Origin of the sequence: Albidovulum salinarum, assembly GCF_025673475.1 — a bacterium.
In the GTDB taxonomy this organism is placed as follows: Bacteria; Pseudomonadota; Alphaproteobacteria; order Rhodobacterales; family Rhodobacteraceae; genus Albidovulum; species Albidovulum salinarum.
Genome location: NZ_JAOVQO010000008.1, coordinates 86,442 through 105,592, shown reverse-complemented (window position 1 = coordinate 105,592; position 19,151 = coordinate 86,442). Strand labels below are relative to the sequence as shown.

The window sequence follows — 19,151 nt, the reverse complement described above, 5'->3', positions numbered from 1 at the left end:
CGCCGCCTCCCGGCGGGTCGGGTGGTCCCGTTCTGATTGGGGCCGTGATCAGCGCTGCGCCCGTGCCGTCCTCTGAAATCGGTCACGGGCGGCGCGGCGCGGCGTGTAGAGATCGGCGCCGATCGACTTGGCGACCGGCACGGAGCCATCGCGATAGGCGATGTTCGCGGCCTCTGCATCGCTCGCGTCAAGAAGTTCCGCGACAGTTTCGGCTGCAGCGAGGAGGTCCTCGTAATCCTCCGCCACGCCGGTGACCAGCCCGGCATCCTCCTCCGGCAGGTCCCGGTCCCGGGCAAAGGTGCGGCGGAAATCGGCCAGGCTTTCGCGATTCAGGCCGATGCGGTTCGTAAGCCGCCGGAGGTCGCCGGAATTCGCGCTGCCATCAGTGCGCTCATAGGAGTTGTAGCCGCCATAGGCCGCGAGGATCGACATGCTCTGGTGCCACATCAGTTCGCGCATCGCGTAGTCGAGCGTGTAGATGGTGTCCATCCGGCGCTCGTCGGCACCGAGCATCCGCGCGGCTTCCTTCGCGTCTTGTGCCGCGGCGGGCTCGAAAGGTGCGGCGAAGGCGGCGAGGAGGCAGAGGGCCGGCAGGATCCGGCGCAAGCGAAGATCTGGGGTCATTGTCGCGTTCCTTCCTTTCCCGCAGCCTACCACGCGGGCGGAAAGGGAAGAAACCGCTGCTCAGACCCGGTGATAGGGCGCGCCGGCGAGGATCGAGGCGGCGCGGTAGAGTTGTTCGGCCAGCATCACCCGGACCAGCATGTGCGGCCAGACCATCGCCCCGAACGAGATCGCCTGGTCCGCATCGGCCCGCAGGCCGGGCGCGAGCCCGTCGGCGCCGCCGATCAGGAAGGCGACGTCCTGCCGGCCGGCGTCGCGCCAGCGCGCCAGCATCTCGGCGAATTCCGGAGAGGACATGGTGCGGCCGCGTTCGTCCATGATGGCGAGAAGGGCGCCCGCGGGAACCGCGCGGCGCAGGAGCGGCGCCTCGGCCTCCATGCCGCCGCCCTTCCTGTCCTCGACCTCGTGAACGGAAACCGGGCCGAGGCCCAAGGCCCGGCCCGTCCTGTCGAACCGTGTCAGGTAGTCATCGACCAGCGCACGCTCCGGTCCGGCCCGGAGCCGGCCCACGGCGCAGATGTGCAGGCGCATCAGTTCTGGCGCGAGGCCAGTCCCGCGCCGGCGGGCATCCACATCTTCTCGAGCTGGTAGAACTCGCGCACTTCCGGACGGAAGACGTGAACCACGACGTCCTGGCTGTCGATCAGCACCCAGTCGCCGGCATCCTTGCCTTCGATCTTGCAGTTGCGGCCGAACTCGTGCTTCAGCCGTTCCACCAGCTTCTCGGCGATCGCCGCGACCTGGCGCGAGGAGCGCCCCGAGCAGATCACCATGTAATCGGCGACGGAGGACCGCCCGCGGAGATCGATCGTCACCACGTCTTCGGCCTTGTCGTCATCGAGGGAGGAGAGAATCCGGGCGAGCAGAACGTCGCTCTGGATCTCGGTGGGCTCTGCCGTCATTGGCACCGGCCCTGCGGCCTGAGACGCGGCCGCCTTTGCAGTATGAAACAGGACATCGTCCTCCTGGGATGTGCGCCGACCCGACCCCGGCGCTGGTCATGATCCCACGGTAGCATCGCGGGGGGGAAAGCTCAATGACGGCCGGCCCAGGGGTCAGCTTCCGGTGTCGGGGCGTGGCCGGATGGTCTCGGTCCGCAGTTCCGAGCCCTTCAGCACCGTGACCTCGCGCTGGGGGAACGGGATCGAGATCCCGTGTTTCTTGAACGCGTCCCAGAGCGCCAGATAGACATTGCCGCGCACATTGGTCAGCCCCTCGACCGGATCGGAGATCCAGAAGCGCAGGATGTAGTCGACCGAACTGTCGCCGAAGCCGGTGATGTGGCAGACGGCGGGCCGGGAACTCAGCACGCGTTTCACCGAATGGGCCGCCTCGATCGCGATCTTGCGCACGAGATGGGGATCATCGCCGTAGGCGGTGCCGAAGAAGAGGTCGATCCGGACGAACTGGTTCGTATGGGACCAGTTCACCACCTGGCCCGTGATCAGGTCCTCGTTCGGGATCAGGTATTCCTTGCCGTCGCGGGTGACGACCGAGACGTAGCGCGCGCCGAGTTCCTCGATCCAGCCGAAAGTGTCACCGAGCGAGATGACGTCGCCGGGCTTGATCGACTTGTCGAGCAGGATGATCACGCCCGAGACGAGGTTCGACACCACCTTCTGCAGGCCGAAGCCAAGGCCGAGGCCGATGGCGCCCGACAGGACCGCGAGCCCGGTCAGATCGAACCCCACCGCCTTCAGGCCGATGAAGAAGGCTGCCGAGTAGAGCGTGATCTGCAGGAACTTCACTGTCAGCACGCGCATCGAGGGGCTGATGTCCTCGTTCGCGCCGATCCGTCTCGCGGCCGTGTGCGACGCCGTGCGCGCGGCGATCACCAGCAATGCGGTGACGATGGCCGCCTTGAGGATCGCCAGGACGCTGAGCTTGAAGTCGCCGAACTCGATCGAGATGTCGTCGAGCAGGATCGCCGCCTCGTCGACGAGGCCGAGATAGTAGATCGTGGCGTAGATCGTCAGGCCCCAGACCGTCAGCCGCCTGAGGGAGCGGTTGCGCACCACCTGGGCCGCGATGCGGATGAAGAGCCACGCCGTGGCGATCGTCGCGGCCAGCGTGAGCAGGTAGCGGCGCGACGGGAAGGTGTAGATGAGCGAGAACGCGCCAGAGGCGAGCCAGCAAAGCGTCGCGAAATACGCCAGTGCCATCCGGTTGCGCAGCACGATAAGCCAGCGCAGTTGCCACTTCGGCCGGCCCTCCAGCGACCGGATCCAGTCCTCGAACTTCGGACCGATCTGGCGGTCCAGAAGCCAGGCCAGGGCAACGCAGCTGAGGATCGTGGCCAGCTGGCCGAGCTGGTTGGGCAACCACAGGAGCCGCAGGTTGAGCCAGAGCATCGACCACAGCTCTTCGAGGCCGGACAGGATCGTTTCGTATTCGCCTTCCATCTGGCCCTTTCCCTGGTCCTGCCTTCTTGTGCCAGCATCGCGGCGGCGGTGGCAAGGCTCGCGCTTTCGCTTGCGGGACTCGGGGCCAAAGTGTATCTCCTGCGCGCATGAAGCGCATTTTCGACATGGATGACCGTGCGCGCCTGCCCTGGCGCTTCTTCGGAGCGACGCTCAGCGTGCTTGCCCGCGCCTGATCGCGCGCGCGGCGCAAACAGTCACTGCCCTTCTCTCAACAGTTCAACGGGAGCGGACCGATGTCCCCCAAGACCCTCTATGACAAGATCTGGGATGCACATGTCGTCGACACTCAGGACGATGGCACCTGCCTTCTCTATATCGACCGCCACCTCGTCCACGAGGTGACCTCGCCGCAGGCCTTTGAGGGCCTGCGCATGACCGGCCGCAAGGTGCGGGCGCCGGAAAAGACCATCGCGGTGCCGGACCACAACGTGCCGACGACGCTCGACCGCGAGAAGGGGATCGAGAACGAGGAAAGCCGGATCCAGGTCGAGGCGCTCGACAAGAACGCCAGGGATTTCGGCATCAACTACTACCCCGTCTCCGACATCCGCCAGGGCATCGTCCATATCGTCGGTCCCGAACAGGGCTGGACCCTGCCGGGCATGACCGTGGTCTGCGGGGATAGCCACACCGCGACGCACGGCGCCTTCGGAGCGCTGGCGCATGGCATCGGCACGTCGGAAGTGGAGCATGTGCTCGCCACCCAGACGCTGATCCAGAAGAAGTCGAAGAACATGAAGGTGGAGATCACCGGCAAGCTCAGGCCGGGCGTCACCGCCAAGGACATCACCCTGTCGGTGATCGGCGCGACCGGCACCGCCGGCGGCACCGGTTATGTCATCGAATACTGCGGCGAGGCGATCCGCGACCTGTCGATGGAAGGCCGCATGACCGTCTGCAACATGGCGATCGAGGGCGGCGCGCGGGCCGGCCTGATCGCGCCGGACGAGAAGACCTTCGAGTATGTGAAGGGCCGGCCCCACGCGCCGAAGGGCGCGCAGTGGGAAGCCGCACTGACCTGGTGGAAGACGCTCAAGACCGACGAGGGCGCGCATTTCGACAAGGTCGTGACGCTGAAGGGCGAGGACATCGCCCCGGTCGTGACCTGGGGCACGAGCCCCGAGGACGTGCTGCCGATCACCGGCGCCGTGCCCTCGCCCGAGGACTTCAAGGGCGGCAAGGTCGAAGCCGCGGCGCGGTCGATCGAATACATGGGCCTGACTCCGGGCCAGAAGCTGACCGACATCAAGATCGACACGGTGTTCATCGGCTCCTGCACCAACGGCCGGATCGAGGATCTCAGGGCGGCGGCCGAGATTCTCAAGGGCAAGAAGATTGCCGACGGGATCCGGGCGATGGTCGTGCCGGGCTCGGGCCTCGTGCGCGCGCAGGCGGAAGAGGAAGGTCTGGCGCAGATCTTCATCGACGCCGGGTTCGAATGGCGGCTCGCTGGCTGCTCGATGTGCCTCGCGATGAACCCCGACCAGCTCAGCCCGGGCGAACGCTGCGCGGCGACCTCGAACCGCAACTTCGAGGGCCGTCAGGGCCGGGGTGGGCGCACCCATCTGATGAGCCCCGCGATGGCCGCGGCGGCGGCGGTTACGGGGCACCTGACAGATGTACGGGACTTCATGCTAACCCATGCCTGAAGTGCAACGTACGAGGAGCGGTTTTCGATGAAGGAATGGCTGAAATATCTGCTGCTGGGTGTTCTGTCGGTCGTGTTCGGCGTGATCGTCCTGGGCAATACCTTCGCGGCGTCCCTGGCGGTCACTACACTCACAGGTGTCGTGTTCCTCGTCAGCGGCGCTTTCCAGATTGTCGGCGGATTCTCGGCAGAGGGCACTGCCAGCAAGTTCTTCAGCGTCCTTCTCGGAGCGCTGATGGCCTTCCTGGGGGTGTCCTTCCTCTTCAACCCGCTGGAAGGCTTGATCTCGCTGGCGTTTCTGATCGTGATCCTGCTGATCAGCAGCGGGATCGTGCGGATCGCCTTTTCTTGGCGTATGCGGGACACGCGGTTTTTCTGGCCAATGCTGATTTCGGGCGCCCTTTCGGTGCTGCTCGGCGGCTACATCCTCGCGAATTTCGCCACCGCTTCGGTCAACATCCTCGGGATCCTTCTCGGTATCGAACTGCTCTTCAACGGGGCGGGGTTCGTCGTGATGGCGTTCTTCCTCCGCGCGATGGGCGGAAGGCTCAAGTAAAACACTGAACCGGAACGCGGGCTGTGCCCGGTTCCGACGGAGACAAGCATGGACAAATTCACAACCCTGACCGGGATCGCGGCGCCGATGCCACTCGTGAACATCGACACCGACATGATCATCCCCAAGCAGTTCCTGAAGACGATCAAGCGGTCAGGGCTCGGCAAGAACCTCTTCGACGAGATGCGCTACAACGCAGACGGGTCGGAGATCGAGAGCTTCGTGCTCAACCAGCCGGCCTACCGCGACGCGCAGATCCTCGTCGCGGGCGACAACTTCGGCTGCGGCTCCTCGCGCGAGCACGCCCCCTGGGCGCTGCTCGACTTCGGCATCCGCTGCGTGATCTCCACGAGCTTCGCCGACATCTTCTTCAACAACTGCTTCAAGAACGGCATCTTGCCGATCGTGCTGCCCCAGGACGCCGTCGATGTGCTCATGGGGGATGCCCGCAAGGGCGCCAACGCGCGCATGACCGTGGACCTTGAGGTACAGACCGTGACGAGCTCCGACGGGCAGAGCTTCGGCTTCGAAGTGGATGCGTTCCGCAAGCATTGCCTGCTGAACGGACTCGACGATATCGGCCTGACGCTTGAAAAAGCTGCGGCGATCGACGCGTTCGAAAGCAGTGCGGCGCAGGCTCGCCCCTGGGTGTGAACCCATTGTCAACACGATGAAATTTCGGCCGCCCTCTTGGGCGGCCTTATTTTTGAACCATTCTCGGCGGATTCTTGCTCATGAAATGATGCAATGTCGCACCACTTGCACCACGAAAAGGTCCGAAAGCCTTGGTCTACCTCATCATTGGTTGTTGTGGAGGTCGATTTGGGCAAGAATCGGTCACAATTGAGGCCAAGCGCCACGATTGGCGGAGTGACGCCGATCGCAAGGCGAGGCAAAGAACCGGCTTCAGCCGGACAGGGGACGTAGGGCAGTGATTTCGCAGCTCACAGGTGCGCTGGTGCGCGCAGTGTTGATAATGGTGCTAGTGGCGACGCCCTCGCTCATGCTGCCCCATGTGAGTAGCGACACCACGCAAATCGTTGCCCTGGTTGCCCTTTTCGCTGCGGCTCTGACCTTCTTCGAATATGCCTCGACCTATCCCGGAGTAGTGGAATTCCGCGATGCGCCGCCGTTCAACCGGCTGCGGTTCCTGTCGCTCTTCGCGACGGTTCTCCTCCTCTCGACCCTCGTGCGCGGCCAGAGCCAGCCGACGACCCTGACGACGTTCATCGAGGTGCTCGGCAGCCGCCTCGGCGAGGCGATCGATGTGCCCTACAGCCCGGTGCGTCTCGTGGTGCTGATGCTGCCCGAGGACATAAGCCTCGAACATCTGCAGTTAGTGCGCACGGCGTCGGGGATCAGCTACATGATCTCGCTCCTGACGCTGATCGCCTTCGTCGCGTCGATGCGGGTGATTGGCTGGCCAGCGCGGATCGGCACCTTCAATGTCTGGATCAACCTGCCGACATTTGATCCGACCCGCGGCGGCGATGTCGTCAGCCGGCTTCAGCGCGACGCACGTTTCAACATCCTGCTCGGCATCCTTCTACCGTTCCTCGTTCCCGCGGCGGTGAAGCTCGCGTCGCTGGCCTTCTCACCGGTGACGCTCCAAAGCCCGCAGACCCTGATTTGGACGATGAGCGCATGGGCTTTCCTTCCTGCTTCCCTCCTCATGCGCGGCATCGCGATGAGCCGTATCGCCGGGATGATCGCCGAGAAGCGAAAGCAGAACCACATGGCTGCCGAGGCCGAGCTGCTTCCCGTCTGATCGCCGCTGCCGTCGCGGCCACGTTCACCACGATGCCGGCGAAGTCCGAGACGCTGCGGATCGCGACCTTCAATGCCGAGTTGACGCGCGAGGGGCCGGGGCTTCTCCTGCGCGATATCCTGACCGGCGCGGACCGCCAGGTCGAGGCCGCCTCCGAGGTGATCGCGACGGCGGCGCCGGACGTGATCCTGCTGGCCGGGTTCGACTATGACCTCGACGGGGTCGCGCTTGAGGCCTTCGCGCAGCGGATCGCGGCGCATGGGATGGCCTATCCGCATCATTTCGCCCTCAGGCCGAATACCGGGCGGGCGAGCGGCATCGACCTCGACGGTGACGGCAAACTCGGCGGGCCGGGCGACGCACAGGGTTTCGGCCGGTTCGCGGGCGAGGGCGGAATGGCGGTGCTGTCGCGCCTGCCGATCGAAGCGTCCACCGCGCAGGATTTCTCCGCCTTCCTCTGGCGCGACCTGCCCGAATCCCTGATCAGTGGCGCGGCGCTTTCCTCTGACGCGGCCGCGATCCAGCGTCTCTCGACCACCGGGCATTGGGCGGTGCCGGTGACGCTCGCCGATGGGCGGTCGCTGACGCTCCTTGCGTTTCACGCGACGCCGCCGGTCTTTGACGGGCCGGAGGACCGGAACGGGCGCCGGAACCATGACGAGGCGGCGTTCTGGCTGCGGTTCATCGACGGCGAGTTGCCGTTCGCGCCGCCGGCCGCGCCATTCGTGATCCTCGGCGACGCCAACCTCGACCCGGTGGACGGCGACGGTCGGGCAGGCGCACTCGAGGCACTGCTGACGGATCCGCGGCTTCAGGATCCGGTGCCGTCGAGCACCGGTGCGGTCCGTGCGGGAGCAGAGCAGGGGGGCGCAAATGCCGCTCAACGAGGCGATCCCAAGCTCGACACAGCCGACTGGCGCGACACGCCGGGGCCGGGGAACCTGCGCGTCGACTATGTGCTGCCGTCCGCCGACCTCGCGGTCGCTGGCTCCGGCGTCTGGTGGCCGGCGCCGGAGGAACTCGGTTCCGCCGAGGCCGAGGCCGCCTCGCGCCACCGTCTCGTCTGGGTCGATGTCGAACTTCCCTGAAGCCGGGCCACGACGTAGCTCTCAGGATTTCCGTCCAATCCTTCACGGCAGGCTCCAGGTGGAAGGTCTCGCGCAATCCGACAGACGTCCGGACGCCCGCCTCCGGAGAGGTTCTTCCCTCACCGCGCGACGCACGAGTGACTAGCCGGCCAGCCCAAGGTCGCAGATCAAGACTTTCACGGGCTCGTCGCCGCGGTTGAAAAACCAGTGATCGGCGTCTGCGTCCTCGACCAGCGCGATACCCTCTCCGGCCGGATACTCGCGTTCGCCATCCGGCCGTCCTTCGATCCATGAACCTTCCAATGTATAGACGAGGCCTGGACGAGTGTCATGCTGATGCCGCGCAACTTGGCCGCCGGGTTCCAGCGTGGCGATGCGCAATTGCAGAAAGTAGCCGTCGATACCGATCTGCCTGATCATGGACTCTTCCGGCACGACGCCCAACTTCGTGATACCGATCCCGATATTCTCGGTCGGACCGGCCTCCTGTGCCTTCCCTGCGGCAATGTCCAAATTGCCGGCAAGTACCCCTAGCGAAAACAGAGCGGCGCCAGACAAGGCAGCTTTTATCGAGATCATCATGTCCTCCCAAATTCGCCTGTACTGCTCGACAGGTGGCACTTGGGTGCGGACGCACGCCTCGAACTCCGTTATCCCGGATCTTTGGGCCGGTTAGGGCCGTCGCTGGCCGTTTCGCCCACACGGCATCCTAGCACAGGTGCGGACTACGAAGAACCAACCCGAATCCGAGCCTCACGGCGTGATCCGGGCGCTCGTTCCGACGCCCCCGCGCTTGACCCCGCGTCGGGCTTTGGCTAGGCGAGCGGAAACCCTTTCCAGCCTCAGGAGTGCCGACGTGGCCAATCCCTCCCTCCTCATCCTGCCCGGCGACGGGATCGGCCCCGAAGTCATGGCCGAAGTGAAGAAGATCATCGACTGGTACGGCGACAAGCGCGAGCTTCGCTTCGACGTCAGCGAGGATCTTGTCGGCGGCGCTGCCTACGACGCGCATGGCACGCCGCTCGCGGATGCGACCATGGCGAAGGCGCAGGAGGTCGACGCGGTGCTGCTCGGCGCGGTCGGCGGGCCGAAATACGACAAGCTCGACTTCTCGGTGAAGCCCGAGCGCGGGCTCCTCAGGCTCCGCAAGGAGATGGACCTTTTCTCGAACCTGCGCCCGGCACAGTGCTTCGACGCTTTGGCGGACTTCTCCTCGCTGAAGAAGGAGGTCGTCGCGGGCCTCGACATCATGATCGTGCGCGAGCTGACCTCGGGCGTCTATTTCGGCGAGCCTCGCGGCATCTTCACCGAGGGCAACGAGCGGGTGGGGATCAATACCCAGCGCTACACGGAATCCGAGATCGCCCGCGTCGCGCGCTCGGCCTTCGAACTGGCGCGGCGGCGGGGGAACAAGGTCTGCTCGATGGAGAAGGCCAATGTGATGGAATCGGGCATCCTCTGGCGCGAGGTCGTGCAGAAGGTGCATGACGAGGAATATCCCGACGTCGAACTCAGCCACATGTACGCCGATGCCGGCGCGATGCAGCTTTGCCGCTGGCCGAAGCAGTTCGACGTGATCGTCACCGACAACCTCTTCGGCGACCTCCTGTCGGATGCCGCGGCGATGCTGACCGGATCGCTCGGCATGCTGCCCTCGGCCTCGCTCGGCGCGCCGATGGCGAACGGCCGGCCGAAGGCGCTCTACGAGCCGGTGCACGGCTCGGCCCCCGACATCGCCGGGCAGGGCAAGGCCAACCCGATCGCCTGCATCCTCTCCTTCGCGATGGCGCTGCGCTACTCCTTCGACCAGGGTGCGGAGGCCGACCGGCTGGAGAAGGCGGTGGAGAAGGTGCTCGCCGACGGCGTCCGCACCGCCGATCTGATGGGGCCCGAGGGCGGCAAGCCGGTCTCGACCGCCGAGATGGGCAACGCGGTCGTTGCGGCGCTCGACGCGTCGCTCTGATCGCTCTCGTTCAAGCGGCACGATACCACGCGAAAAGGGGCGCCCTCGGCGCCCCTTCCTGCTTCCCGGGTCCCGCGGGCGAAACCGGTCAAGGCTCCTGTTCTGCCGGTTTCGCCTCCTGCGCCTCGCCCGCGGCGACAAGGCCGTAGTGGATCACGCGCTCGGCATGATGCGCGGCGCGCTGAAGCGTCCGGATCGCGTCGGTCCGCTCGAACACTCCGGAGGGGCTGACGAGACCGGCATGTTCGGCCAGAAGCGCCGAGCGGCGCAGCCGTCCCGTGCGCTCGCCGATCAGCCGGGTGATGCGCCGCATCCGTGCGTCGTTCGGCGCCGTGTCGGGGGCCGCCGCCGCGAGCCGGAGCGCCGCGCCCAGGGTCTCGGTCGGGCGCCGCAACACCGGATCGGCTGCGAGTGTCCGCAGCCGCTCCTCCTGGCGCGTCCGGTGCCAGAGGCGCTGCAAGTGATCGAACCGATGCAGGAGTGCGGTCCGCCGGGCGAGCGTGTCGGTCTTGCCCTCGGGCACGCGGATCCGGATCAGGAAATCGCCGATGTCGTCGAGGACCGGCCCCATCCGCGGCGCAAGATCGCGGAGCGCCGCATCGGTCCCGCCACGCCTGAGCCGTGCGCCAAGAGCGGCAAAGAGCGCCGCGGCGACGGCGGAGGTCGCGCCGCGGGCGGAATCGAGCGCGGCCTCTGCATCGGCGAGCAGGCGTCGGTCGAGCGACTCGGCGAGGACGACGCCGCTGCCGGGAATGAGCCGCTCGATCAGCCGCGCGAAGGGCGCGGTAACGGGCAGCATGAGCAGGGTGCCGATCAGGTTGAAGAGCGTGTGGAAGGCCACGAGCGCGGCCGGACCGTCGCCACCGAAGGCTTGGTCGAGGGCCGGCACGGCGATCCCCACGAGCGCGAAGGCGACCGCCCCGGTGACGAGGTTGTAGGCAACGTGGGCCATGGCGGTGCGGCGCATGTCGCGGGACCCTCCCATCGTCGCGACAACGGATTTGAACGTCGTGCCGATGTCCATGCCGATCACCATAGATGCGGCCTGTGGCAGCGTGATCGCGTCCGAGCCGAGCAGGACGAGCGTCATCGCCACGCCGGCGCTCGAGGACTGGATCACCAGCGTCACGACAACCCCGAGCGCGAGGAGCGCCAGGCGTCCTCCGATCGTGTCGGCCGGCAGTGCCTCCGGGATCATCATCCCGCCGAATCCCTCGGCCCCTGCCTGCATCATGTCGAGGCCGAGGAACACGAGGCTGAAACCGGCAAGCATCGCGCCGACCCGCGCCGCCTGCCCGCGCCCCAGCGCCGCGAAGAGGCCGGATGCGAAGAGCAGAGGCAGCGCCGCGGTCGCGAGATGCAGCTTGAACCCGAGCAGCACGACCATCCAGCCGGTGACCGTGGTGCCGACATTGGCGCCGAAGACGACGCCGACCGCTTGCGGAAAGGTCAGGAACCCGGCGCCGACGAAGCCGATGGTCATCAGCATCGTCGCGCTCGACGACTGGATCGCCGCGGTCGTGACGGCCCCGGCCAGGGCTCCGGTGGCCGGCGACGTCGTGAGCCGCCGGAGCACCGCGCGCAACTGGCGGCTGCCAAGCTGGCCGAGCGCCTCGGTCATCAGGCGCATGCCGAGGAGGAACATGCCGATTCCGCCGAGAAGCGTGAGAATGTCGCCCTGCATGCCGCCCATGCCGTTTTAACCGTCCCGGACCTACATTATCCGCGTTGTCCGCAAAACGCCCAGAGCGCGCATCCTGCGGGCCCTGTTCGAACGCGGCGCTTCAGTGCGCGCCGTGCCGGAAATTCCTGTCCTTTCTCCCTTGCCAAACGCTGCGGGAATCGGTAACCCCCGCGGCACGGTCGGAGCGTAGCGCAGCCTGGTAGCGCACCTGCTTCGGGAGCAGGGGGTCGGAGGTTCGAATCCTCTCGCTCCGACCAATTTCCCGAACATCCGGAAATCGACAGTTTCCCAAATGTGCGCCCGTTCCGGGCGCAAGCCTTTCCTCTCGCGCCTGCCGCGGGCGCGGCAGTCACTCGCTGCGCTCCGCGGCGGATATTTGTTCGCAAGATGAAGGCCGGTGACGTCTTCATCTTGCAAGAAGCATCCGCGCCGGAGGCAAACCGCACGAAGTGCCAGAAGGCGTGCGCCCGGAACGGGCGCTCATCTGTATTCCCCCGGCGGAGGCACAGCGCTGTCAACCCAGCATGTAGCGGGCGAGCTCGTCATAGACCGGTGCATCGGCGCCGAGGATCGAGCGGAAAAGCGAGAAATGCGTGACCGGGAAGGGGGCGAGGCGGGTCTCGCCCCGTGCGGCGATGAAGGCGCCAAGTCTCTGGTGGTCGGCGGCGGGGCTGTTGCGGCGGAACCGGGCGAGCGTCACATGCGGCGCGAAGCGTTCGCGCGGCAACATCAGCCCCGCGCGGTGAAGCCGGTTGCGGAGCCGCGCATGGAGGTCTCGCAGGGCGGGGCTGCGGGTCGCGGCGATGTGCAGGCTCGCCGGCTCGCGGCCGCCGAAGGTGCCGAGCCCGGCCAGTTCCAGGTCGAAGTCCGTCGCGCGGAACGGCAAGAGCGCCTCGTGCACCGCCTCGATCACCTCGTCGGGCTCCTCGCCGAGGAAGGCGAGGGTGAGGTGCAGGTTCTCGGGGCGCACGAGCCGGCCGAACGGCAGGTCGGCCTGCAGATCCTCCAGCGCGTCGATGACGCTCTCGGGCAGGGGAATGGCGAGAAACGCGCGCATGGGGCCTTGTAGGACGGCGGGCGGGCCGATCCAAGACCAGCCTTGCGCAGGCGTGGTTTCTGCCGCAGGGTCGCGGCCATCGGGGCAGAACGGGGCAACATGCGGGCAGGGCTCATCTTTCTGGTGGCGGGCTACGTGCTGAGCCAGTTCTACCGCGCATTCCTCGCGGTGCTGGCACCCGTGCTCGGCGCCGAGATCGGCGCGGCGCCGGGGGATCTCGCGCTCTCCTCGGGCATCTGGTTTCTTGTCTTCGCGGTGATGCAGATGCCGGTGGGTGCCGCGCTCGACCGGATCGGACCGCGTCTGACGGCCTCGGTCCTGCTCGGTCTTGGCGGCGGCGGCGGCGCGCTTGTCTTCGCGCTCGCACAAAGTCCCGGCGCGGTGCATCTCGCCATGGCGTTGATCGGGATCGGCTGTTCGCCGGTGCTCATGGCCTCCTACTACATCTTCGCGCGGGTCTACCGGCCGGCCGTCTTCGGCACGCTCGCGGGCGCGATCATCGGCGCGGGCTCGCTCGGCAATATCGCCGGGGCGGCGCCCTTGGCCTGGCTCGTCGAGCTGATCGGCTGGCGTCCGGCGCTCATCGGGCTCGCCGCGGTGACGGTCGCGGTGGCGCTCGCGCTTTGGATCTTCGTGCGCGATCCCGAGCGGTTGGCGGCGCCGGAGACCGGGCGCGGGTCGGTCGTCGATCTCCTCCGCATTCCCGGCCTCTGGGCGATTCTGCCGCTGATGGCTGTCGCCTATGCGCCGGCCGCCGCGATAAGGGGGCTCTGGGCGGGGCCCTATCTCGCCGAGGTCTTCGGCTTAGACGCGCTCGCGATCGGGCGGGTGACCCTTGTCATGGCGCTCGCGATGGTCGCGGGGAACTTCGCCTACGGGCCGCTCGACCGGATCTTCGGCACGCGGAAATGGGTGGTCTTCTGGGGCAATGCGGCCGGGGCCGTGGCGCTCGGGGCGCTTGCCCTCGCGCCCGGCGCGGGGTTCTGGGCGGCGACCGCGCTTCTTGCCGCCGTGGGCTTCTTCGGCTCGTCCTTCCCGGCGATCATGGCGCATGGGCGGAGCTTCTTTCCGCCCCATCTCGTCGGGCGCGGGGTGACCTTCCTCAATATGTTCGGGATCGGCGGCGCCGGGATCCTGCAATTCACCAGCGGCCGGTTCCACCGGGCGATGGAGGCGGGCGCCGCGAGTCCCGAGGCGCCGTTCGCCGCGCTCTTCCTCTTCTTCCTCGTGCCATTGCTGATCGGCCTCGTTCTCTACCTCTTCAGCCGCGACGCGACGGGCTAGAATTGCGGCGCCCCATGGGCTAACCATCCCGCGAAGGAGAGCACATGGCCCCCGACATCCGTGACATCGAGGTGATTGCACCGAACCTGAAGCGGCGGCTTTCGGGGGTGACGGCGACGATCGTGCGGCTGGTGCCCTTGCAGGCACGGATGATCGGCATTGCCGCGACCGGGCCGGGCCTGCCCCCTCATGTGCCGCATGTCGCCCTGTCGCGGCTTTTCCTCATGCCGCGCGACCGGGTCCGGGTCTGGCATGCCCGGCGCAACACCGAGATGCTGCTGGGGCTCATGCTGAAGCATGTCCTGAGGCGGCGGCTGCGTTTGCTCTTCACGTCGGCCTCGCAGCGCAAGCATACCGGCTATACCCGCTGGCTCATCGGCCGGATGGACGGGGTGATCGCCACCTCGCGAAAGACCGCCGCCTATCTCGAACGCGGGGCCGAGGTGATCCTGCACGGGATCGACACCGAGGCGTTCTCGCGGCCCGAGGACCGCGCCGCGCTGAGGCGCAAACTCGGCCTGCCCAAGGATCAGGTGATCCTCGGCTGCTACGGGCGGATCCGGGCGCAAAAGGGGACCGACGCCTTCGTCGAGGCCGCCCTCGCGCTCCTGCCCGGGCGGCCAGGGGTGACGGCGCTCGTGATGGGGCGGGCGACCGAGGGGCATGACGGCTTCCTGACCGGGCTGAAGGAGAACGTCGCAACGGCCGGCCTGGCTGACCGCATCCGCTTCCTGCCCGAGGTGCCGGTCCACGAGATTGCCGACTGGTACCGGGTGCTGGACCTCTATGTCGCGCCGCAACGCTGGGAGGGCTTCGGCCTCACGCCGATCGAGGCGATGGCCTGCGCCGTGCCGGTGGTGGCGACCCGCGTCGGCGCTTTCGAGGAGATCGTGACGGAGGAGACCGGCGCGCTGGTGGCGCCCGGCGACATTCCGGCGCTCGCGGCGGCGGTGGCGCCCTTCCTCGATGACGCGGAGATGCGGGCAAGGGCCGGTGCGGCCTCGCTTAAGCGGGTGCGGCAGGCGTTCCGGATCGAGGACGAGGCGGCTGCCATCGTCGCGCTCTACCGGCGGCTTCTGGCGGGAGAGAGCTGGTGAACCGGGGGGGCTTCTACCTCGCGCGGGCGCTCCGGCGCGAGGCACCGCTCGCGGCGCTGTCGGTGGCGCGGGCCGACCTCTTCGCCGAGCTTGACGGCAAGCGCGTGGCGCTCGTCGGCAATGCCCGCTCGCTCGCGGAGCGCGACGAGGGGTTCGAGATCGACGCGGCCGATCTGGTGATCCGCATCAACCGGGCGCCGATGCCAGCCTCGCGCACGCATGGGCGGCGCACCGACTGGCTGGCGCTCGCCACCTCGATCGGCGCCGAGGATCTGCACCGCATCGGCGCAAGCCGCATCCTCTGGATGTCGCACAAGCGCAAGCGCCTGCCGTGGGGCGTGGCGACGTCGCCCGGCTTCTACCTGCACCCGCTCGCCGACTGGGCGGCCTTGCGCGACCGGCTCGGCGCGCCGCCGACCACCGGAGCGATGCTGATCGACCTGCTGGCGGCGAGCGGGCTCGCCTCGCTCCGCCTTCACGGCTTCGACTTCTTCGCCTCGCTCTCGCTCACCGGATCGCGCCGCGCCGATCAGGTGCCGCATGATTTCGCTGCCGAGAAGGCGTTCGTCGAGCGGCTCCTGCGCGAAGACAACCGGGTGAGCCAGGCCGGGGTCTGAGCGCCCGGAACCGGTAAACGCCGCGACCATGTCGCAATCGGGGATGCGCGCACAGGCGTTCGGGGCGAGGCTTCGGGAAAACCGGAGAGGACCGCCATGGATCACCGCAACGCATCGCTCGGCCCGAACACCACCGCCATCCATGCCGGCGAGGGACCGGACCCCGCGACCGGCGCCTCGGCGCCGCCGCTGCACATGTCCTCGACCTTCGTGACCGATCAGGTGGCCGGCTTTTCCGCCCATGACCTCCGCGACGACGCCGGCTTTCTCTATACCCGCTGGGGCAACCCCACCGTCGCGCTGCTGGAGCGCAAGATCGCGGCGCTTGAGGGGACCGAGGACTGCCTCTGCCTCGCCTCCGGCATGGCGGCGGCGACGGCGATCTTCCTGACGTTCCTCTCGGCCGGCGATCATGCGGTCGTCTCGGACGTCTCCTATGCCGGGGTCGCGGAGCTCGCGCGCGACACGCTGCCCCGGCTCGGGATCGCGGTGACGCTGGTCGACATGTCCGACCTCGACGCGGTGGCAGCGGCGATCCGGCCGGAGACCAAGCTCGTCCACACCGAAACGCCGGTGAACCCGATCGGCCGGCTCACCGATCTCGCGGCGGTGGCGCGGCTCGCCCATGACGCCGGGGCGCTGCTCTCCTGCGACGCGACCTTCGCCTCGCCCTTGGGGCAGGACAGCCGGGCGCTCGGCGTCGATCTGATCATGCATTCGGTGACGAAGTACATCGGCGGCCACGGCGACGCGGTCGGCGGCGCGGTGGCGGGCAGTGCCGAGCTTGTCGCGAAGCTCAGGGCCGAGGCGGCGATCCATCACGGTGGGATTCTCTCGCCCTTCAACGCCTGGCTGATCGCCCGCGGCATGGCGACGCTGCCCCTGCGGATGCAGGCGCACCAGCGGAACGCGATCCGGATCGCCGAATGGCTGGAAACCCGCCCCTCGGTGACCCGCGTGATCCATCCTGGCCTCGCCTCGCATCCCCAGGCCGAACTCGCGCGGCGGCAGATGACCAACACATCCGGAATGATCTCGTTCCAGGTCGGCGACGCGGCGCGGGGCCGGGCGCTGGCGCAGGGCTTCATCGACCGGCTCGAGATCATCCATTACGCGGTCTCGCTCGGCCATCACCGGAGCCTGATCTTCTGGATGGAGACCGACAGCCTGATGGACAGCTCGTTCCGGCTCGACGGTGCCGCGAGGGAGAGCTACCGCGCCTTCGCCGGCGACGGGGTGTTCCGGCTCTCGGTCGGGCTCGAGGATGCTGAGGATCTGATCGCCGATCTCGCCCGAGTATTGTGATCCTGCGGCGTTTTTTCCGCGCTGCGGCGCGGCGGGGCCTTTATCTGCGGGGCGCGATCGGCTAAGGGGCCTCGTCCTTAACGTTAGGAGACCCCAGATGGGCTACAAGGTCGTTGTCGCCGGCGCCACGGGGAATGTGGGCCGCGAAATGCTGAACATCCTCGCCGAGCGGGAATTTCCCGTCGACGAGATCGCCGCGCTTGCCTCGCGCAGGTCGCTCGGCACCGAGGTTTCGTTCGGCGACAAGACCGTCAAGACCAAGGACATCGAGGGTTTCGACTTCACCGGCTGGGACATCGCGCTCTTTGCCATCGGTTCGGAGGCGACGAAGAAATACGCGCCGATCGCGGCCTCGCAGGGCTGCGTGGTGATCGACAACTCCTCGCTCTACCGCTACGACCCGGAAATCCCGCTCGTCGTGCCGGAGGTCAACCCGGACGCGGTGGAGATGTACAAGAACAAGAACATCATCGCGAATCCCAACTGCTCGACCGCGCAGATGGTGGTGGCGCTGAAGCCGCTGCATGACCGCGCGAAGATCAAGCGCGTCGTCGTCTCGACCTACCAGTCGGTGTCGGGTGCGGGCAAGGATGGCATCGACGAGCTCTGGGACCAGACCAAGGGCCTCTATGTGCCGGGCCAGGAAGTGGCGCCGAAGAAGTTCACCAAGCAGATCGCCTTCAACGTCATTCCCCATATCGACGTCTTCCTCGAGGACGGCCAGACCAAGGAAGAGTGGAAGATGGTCGCCGAGACCAAGAAGATCCTCGACAAGACGATCAAGGTTACCGCGACCTGCGTCCGCGTCCCGGTCTTCGTCGGTCACTCGGAATCGGTGAACATCGAGTTCGAGGAGTTTCTCGACGAGGATGAGGCGCGCGACATCCTGCGCGAGGCGCCCGGCGTCATGGTCGTCGACAAGCGCGAGCCGGGCGGCTACGTCACGCCGGTGGAATGCGTCGGCGACTACGCGACCTTCATCAGCCGGATCCGCCAGGATTCGACCATCGACAACGGATTGAATCTCTGGTGCGTCTCGGACAACCTGCGCAAGGGCGCGGCGCTGAATGCGGTTCAGATTGCCGAGACGCTCGGGAACCGCTGCCTGAAGAAGGGGTGACACATGCGACTGGCCTTGCGCACCATGATCCTGTTGGTTGCGCTGGGCCTGATCGCGGAGCGGCCGGCACAGGCGGAGACGCGGCGCGAGATCAGCGTCTTCGGCGGCATTCTCACCGACAATCCCTGGGAAGAGTTGGTCTTCACCCCGTGGAACGCCAGGTACGAAGAGCCGGGCCTCGTGGGCGTGGCGGCGGATTTCCGTCTCTTCAATCCGGTCGCAACTCGTGTCGGCGAGTTGTCGTTCTGGCTTGAGCCGCAGGTGGTCCGCCATTTCAACCTTCAGGACCACTGGGAGTTCAACCTGCCGGTCGTCGCGCGGCTCGAGACGAAGCGGCCGGTCCTTTGGGTGATCGACAGCTTCGCCTTCGGCATCGGTCCCTCCCATGCCTCCAAGGTGCCGGCGCTCGAAGAGCGGCGCGGCGACGGCGAAGCGGCTCAGAACCTGATCTACTGGCATTTCGAGCTTGCGCATGATCTCGGGCGCGAGGCGGACCGGAGCGTGTTCCTGCGCCTGCATCACCGATCGGACGGCTACGGTCTCATCGGCCCCGGCGCCTCGTCCAACGGGGTCGTCGTCGGCCTGCGCAGCGCCTTCTGAGCCGGGCCCGGCGTTCGGATCCGGCCCGGCCGGGGCATGCGTCAATTCCACTCATCCTGCCGGCAGCATTCGCGCCCGCTTTCCGGCTGACATCGCCGGGCCACCGGGTAAGGTTCGCCCCACCTTCCGGTGCCCGCCTTCGCGCGGGAGAATCGGGAATGCGGTGCAATTCCGCGACGTGCCCAGCGCTGTGAGGGGGACTGCCGGACGATGACCACTGGCCGTAGGGCCGGGAAGGGGTCCGGGCGGAATGAGCCCGAGTCAGAAGACCGGCCGGAAGGGATGGCGCGGGCCGCGCGGACGGCGGCTTGCGCGGG

Annotated in this window: 19 protein-coding genes, 1 tRNA gene and 1 riboswitch; of the genes, 13 read left to right on the top strand and 7 right to left on the bottom strand. The window is 67.2% G+C overall.

Annotated elements, in window-relative coordinates:
• Window positions 1-48 precede the first annotated feature (48 nt).
• The 4 genes from OEZ60_RS10045 to OEZ60_RS10030 form a co-directional block, all read right to left on the bottom strand.
• Window positions 49-624: a hypothetical protein gene (locus OEZ60_RS10045; RefSeq protein ID WP_263335554.1), complete on the bottom strand. Its 576-nt coding sequence runs from the start codon at window positions 622-624 to the stop codon at window positions 49-51.
• A gap of 60 nt (window positions 625-684) precedes the next feature.
• On the bottom strand, window positions 685-1,155 hold the full coding sequence (rlmH, locus tag OEZ60_RS10040; protein WP_263335553.1) for a 23S rRNA (pseudouridine(1915)-N(3))-methyltransferase RlmH: 471 nt from the start codon (window positions 1,153-1,155) through the stop codon (window positions 685-687).
• Window positions 1,155-1,526 (bottom strand): ribosome silencing factor, encoded by a 372-nt coding sequence (gene rsfS / locus OEZ60_RS10035; RefSeq protein ID WP_263335551.1) that lies wholly within the window; start codon window positions 1,524-1,526, stop codon window positions 1,155-1,157. Before rsfS ends, rlmH begins: the two co-directional genes overlap by 1 nt.
• A 153-nt stretch (window positions 1,527-1,679) precedes the next feature.
• A complete protein-coding gene (locus tag OEZ60_RS10030) occupies window positions 1,680-3,026 on the bottom strand; it encodes a mechanosensitive ion channel family protein (protein ID WP_263335549.1) in 1,347 nt (448 codons plus the stop codon).
• 254 nt (window positions 3,027-3,280) lie between these two features.
• Between OEZ60_RS10030 and leuC the strand changes: the two genes are divergently transcribed.
• From leuC to OEZ60_RS10005, 5 genes are all read left to right on the top strand, one after another.
• Window positions 3,281-4,696 (top strand): 3-isopropylmalate dehydratase large subunit, encoded by a 1,416-nt coding sequence (leuC, locus tag OEZ60_RS10025; RefSeq protein WP_263335547.1) that lies wholly within the window; start codon window positions 3,281-3,283, stop codon window positions 4,694-4,696.
• 27 nt (window positions 4,697-4,723) lie between these two features.
• A complete protein-coding gene (locus OEZ60_RS10020) occupies window positions 4,724-5,251 on the top strand; it encodes an HdeD family acid-resistance protein (RefSeq protein ID WP_263335546.1) in 528 nt (175 codons plus the stop codon).
• A 48-nt stretch (window positions 5,252-5,299) separates the two neighbouring features.
• Entirely contained in the window at window positions 5,300-5,905 is a 606-nt protein-coding gene (gene leuD, locus OEZ60_RS10015) for a 3-isopropylmalate dehydratase small subunit (protein WP_263335544.1), read from the top strand.
• A 277-nt stretch (window positions 5,906-6,182) separates the two neighbouring features.
• Window positions 6,183-7,019, top strand: coding sequence for a hypothetical protein (locus tag OEZ60_RS10010; protein ID WP_263335542.1), 837 nt, complete (start codon window positions 6,183-6,185; stop codon window positions 7,017-7,019).
• A 32-nt stretch (window positions 7,020-7,051) separates the two neighbouring features.
• Window positions 7,052-8,107: an endonuclease/exonuclease/phosphatase family protein gene (locus OEZ60_RS10005; RefSeq protein WP_263335541.1), complete on the top strand. Its 1,056-nt coding sequence runs from the start codon at window positions 7,052-7,054 to the stop codon at window positions 8,105-8,107.
• A 141-nt stretch (window positions 8,108-8,248) separates the two neighbouring features.
• Here the strand turns inward: OEZ60_RS10005 and OEZ60_RS10000 are convergent, their stop codons facing one another.
• Window positions 8,249-8,689, bottom strand: coding sequence for a cupin domain-containing protein (locus OEZ60_RS10000; RefSeq protein WP_263335540.1), 441 nt, complete (start codon window positions 8,687-8,689; stop codon window positions 8,249-8,251).
• 274 nt (window positions 8,690-8,963) lie between these two features.
• Here OEZ60_RS10000 and leuB point away from each other — a divergent pair, with 274 nt between their 5' ends.
• Complete coding sequence (gene leuB, locus OEZ60_RS09995) at window positions 8,964-10,070, top strand: 3-isopropylmalate dehydrogenase (protein ID WP_263335538.1); 1,107 nt, start codon at window positions 8,964-8,966, stop codon at window positions 10,068-10,070.
• Window positions 10,071-10,158: 88 nt separating this feature from the next.
• Here the strand turns inward: leuB and OEZ60_RS09990 are convergent, their stop codons facing one another.
• Window positions 10,159-11,754, bottom strand: coding sequence for a Na/Pi cotransporter family protein (locus OEZ60_RS09990; RefSeq protein WP_263335537.1), 1,596 nt, complete (start codon window positions 11,752-11,754; stop codon window positions 10,159-10,161).
• Between the two features lie 180 nt (window positions 11,755-11,934).
• Between OEZ60_RS09990 and OEZ60_RS09985 the strand changes: the two genes are divergently transcribed.
• Window positions 11,935-12,011 (top strand) — tRNA-Pro (locus OEZ60_RS09985).
• Window positions 12,012-12,268: 257 nt separating this feature from the next.
• Here the strand turns inward: OEZ60_RS09985 and thpR are convergent.
• Window positions 12,269-12,811: an RNA 2',3'-cyclic phosphodiesterase gene (thpR, locus tag OEZ60_RS09980; RefSeq protein ID WP_263335535.1), complete on the bottom strand. Its 543-nt coding sequence runs from the start codon at window positions 12,809-12,811 to the stop codon at window positions 12,269-12,271.
• Window positions 12,812-12,910: 99 nt separating this feature from the next.
• Here thpR and OEZ60_RS09975 point away from each other — a divergent pair, with 99 nt between their 5' ends.
• The 6 genes from OEZ60_RS09975 (at window position 12,911) to OEZ60_RS09950 (ending at window position 18,834) form a co-directional block, all read left to right on the top strand.
• The gene (locus tag OEZ60_RS09975; protein WP_263335533.1) at window positions 12,911-14,095 is read left to right on the top strand and encodes an MFS transporter; all 1,185 of its coding nucleotides are present in this window, start codon (window positions 12,911-12,913) and stop codon (window positions 14,093-14,095) included.
• Between the two features lie 44 nt (window positions 14,096-14,139).
• Complete coding sequence (locus OEZ60_RS09970; protein ID WP_263335532.1) at window positions 14,140-15,192, top strand: glycosyltransferase family 4 protein; 1,053 nt, start codon at window positions 14,140-14,142, stop codon at window positions 15,190-15,192.
• Window positions 15,189-15,809: a glycosyltransferase family 29 protein gene (locus tag OEZ60_RS09965; RefSeq protein ID WP_263335529.1), complete on the top strand. Its 621-nt coding sequence runs from the start codon at window positions 15,189-15,191 to the stop codon at window positions 15,807-15,809. Before OEZ60_RS09970 ends, OEZ60_RS09965 begins: the two co-directional genes overlap by 4 nt.
• A gap of 96 nt (window positions 15,810-15,905) precedes the next feature.
• The gene (locus tag OEZ60_RS09960) at window positions 15,906-17,114 is read left to right on the top strand and encodes a trans-sulfuration enzyme family protein (RefSeq protein WP_263335527.1); all 1,209 of its coding nucleotides are present in this window, start codon (window positions 15,906-15,908) and stop codon (window positions 17,112-17,114) included.
• A gap of 97 nt (window positions 17,115-17,211) precedes the next feature.
• A complete protein-coding gene (locus OEZ60_RS09955; RefSeq protein ID WP_263335526.1) occupies window positions 17,212-18,234 on the top strand; it encodes an aspartate-semialdehyde dehydrogenase in 1,023 nt (340 codons plus the stop codon).
• 3 nt (window positions 18,235-18,237) lie between these two features.
• Window positions 18,238-18,834, top strand: coding sequence for a hypothetical protein (locus tag OEZ60_RS09950; RefSeq protein WP_263335524.1), 597 nt, complete (start codon window positions 18,238-18,240; stop codon window positions 18,832-18,834).
• Window positions 18,835-18,944: 110 nt separating this feature from the next.
• Window positions 18,945-19,126: riboswitch (cobalamin riboswitch) on the top strand.
• The last annotated feature ends 25 nt before the right edge of the window (window positions 19,127-19,151 follow it).

What these genes read in the sequence shown, in the direction of transcription:
- OEZ60_RS10005 (WP_263335541.1), top strand. Translation starts at nt 7,052, where the DNA reads ATGCCGGCGAAGTCCGAGACGCTGCGGATCGCGACCTTCAATGCCGAG.
- rlmH (WP_263335553.1), bottom strand. Translation starts at nt 1,155, where the DNA reads ATGCGCCTGCACATCTGCGCCGTGGGCCGGCTCCGGGCCGGACCGGAG.
- rsfS (WP_263335551.1), bottom strand. Translation starts at nt 1,526, where the DNA reads ATGACGGCAGAGCCCACCGAGATCCAGAGCGACGTTCTGCTCGCCCGG.
- OEZ60_RS09990 (WP_263335537.1), bottom strand. Translation starts at nt 11,754, where the DNA reads ATGCAGGGCGACATTCTCACGCTTCTCGGCGGAATCGGCATGTTCCTC.
- OEZ60_RS10020 (WP_263335546.1), top strand. Translation starts at nt 4,724, where the DNA reads ATGAAGGAATGGCTGAAATATCTGCTGCTGGGTGTTCTGTCGGTCGTG.
- OEZ60_RS10045 (WP_263335554.1), bottom strand. Translation starts at nt 624, where the DNA reads ATGACCCCAGATCTTCGCTTGCGCCGGATCCTGCCGGCCCTCTGCCTC.
- OEZ60_RS09960 (WP_263335527.1), top strand. Translation starts at nt 15,906, where the DNA reads ATGGATCACCGCAACGCATCGCTCGGCCCGAACACCACCGCCATCCAT.
- OEZ60_RS09970 (WP_263335532.1), top strand. Translation starts at nt 14,140, where the DNA reads ATGGCCCCCGACATCCGTGACATCGAGGTGATTGCACCGAACCTGAAG.
- OEZ60_RS10030 (WP_263335549.1), bottom strand. Translation starts at nt 3,026, where the DNA reads ATGGAAGGCGAATACGAAACGATCCTGTCCGGCCTCGAAGAGCTGTGG.
- leuD (WP_263335544.1), top strand. Translation starts at nt 5,300, where the DNA reads ATGGACAAATTCACAACCCTGACCGGGATCGCGGCGCCGATGCCACTC.
- leuC (WP_263335547.1), top strand. Translation starts at nt 3,281, where the DNA reads ATGTCCCCCAAGACCCTCTATGACAAGATCTGGGATGCACATGTCGTC.
- OEZ60_RS09950 (WP_263335524.1), top strand. Translation starts at nt 18,238, where the DNA reads ATGCGACTGGCCTTGCGCACCATGATCCTGTTGGTTGCGCTGGGCCTG.
- OEZ60_RS09975 (WP_263335533.1), top strand. Translation starts at nt 12,911, where the DNA reads ATGCGGGCAGGGCTCATCTTTCTGGTGGCGGGCTACGTGCTGAGCCAG.
- OEZ60_RS10000 (WP_263335540.1), bottom strand. Translation starts at nt 8,689, where the DNA reads ATGATGATCTCGATAAAAGCTGCCTTGTCTGGCGCCGCTCTGTTTTCG.
- OEZ60_RS09955 (WP_263335526.1), top strand. Translation starts at nt 17,212, where the DNA reads ATGGGCTACAAGGTCGTTGTCGCCGGCGCCACGGGGAATGTGGGCCGC.
- thpR (WP_263335535.1), bottom strand. Translation starts at nt 12,811, where the DNA reads ATGCGCGCGTTTCTCGCCATTCCCCTGCCCGAGAGCGTCATCGACGCG.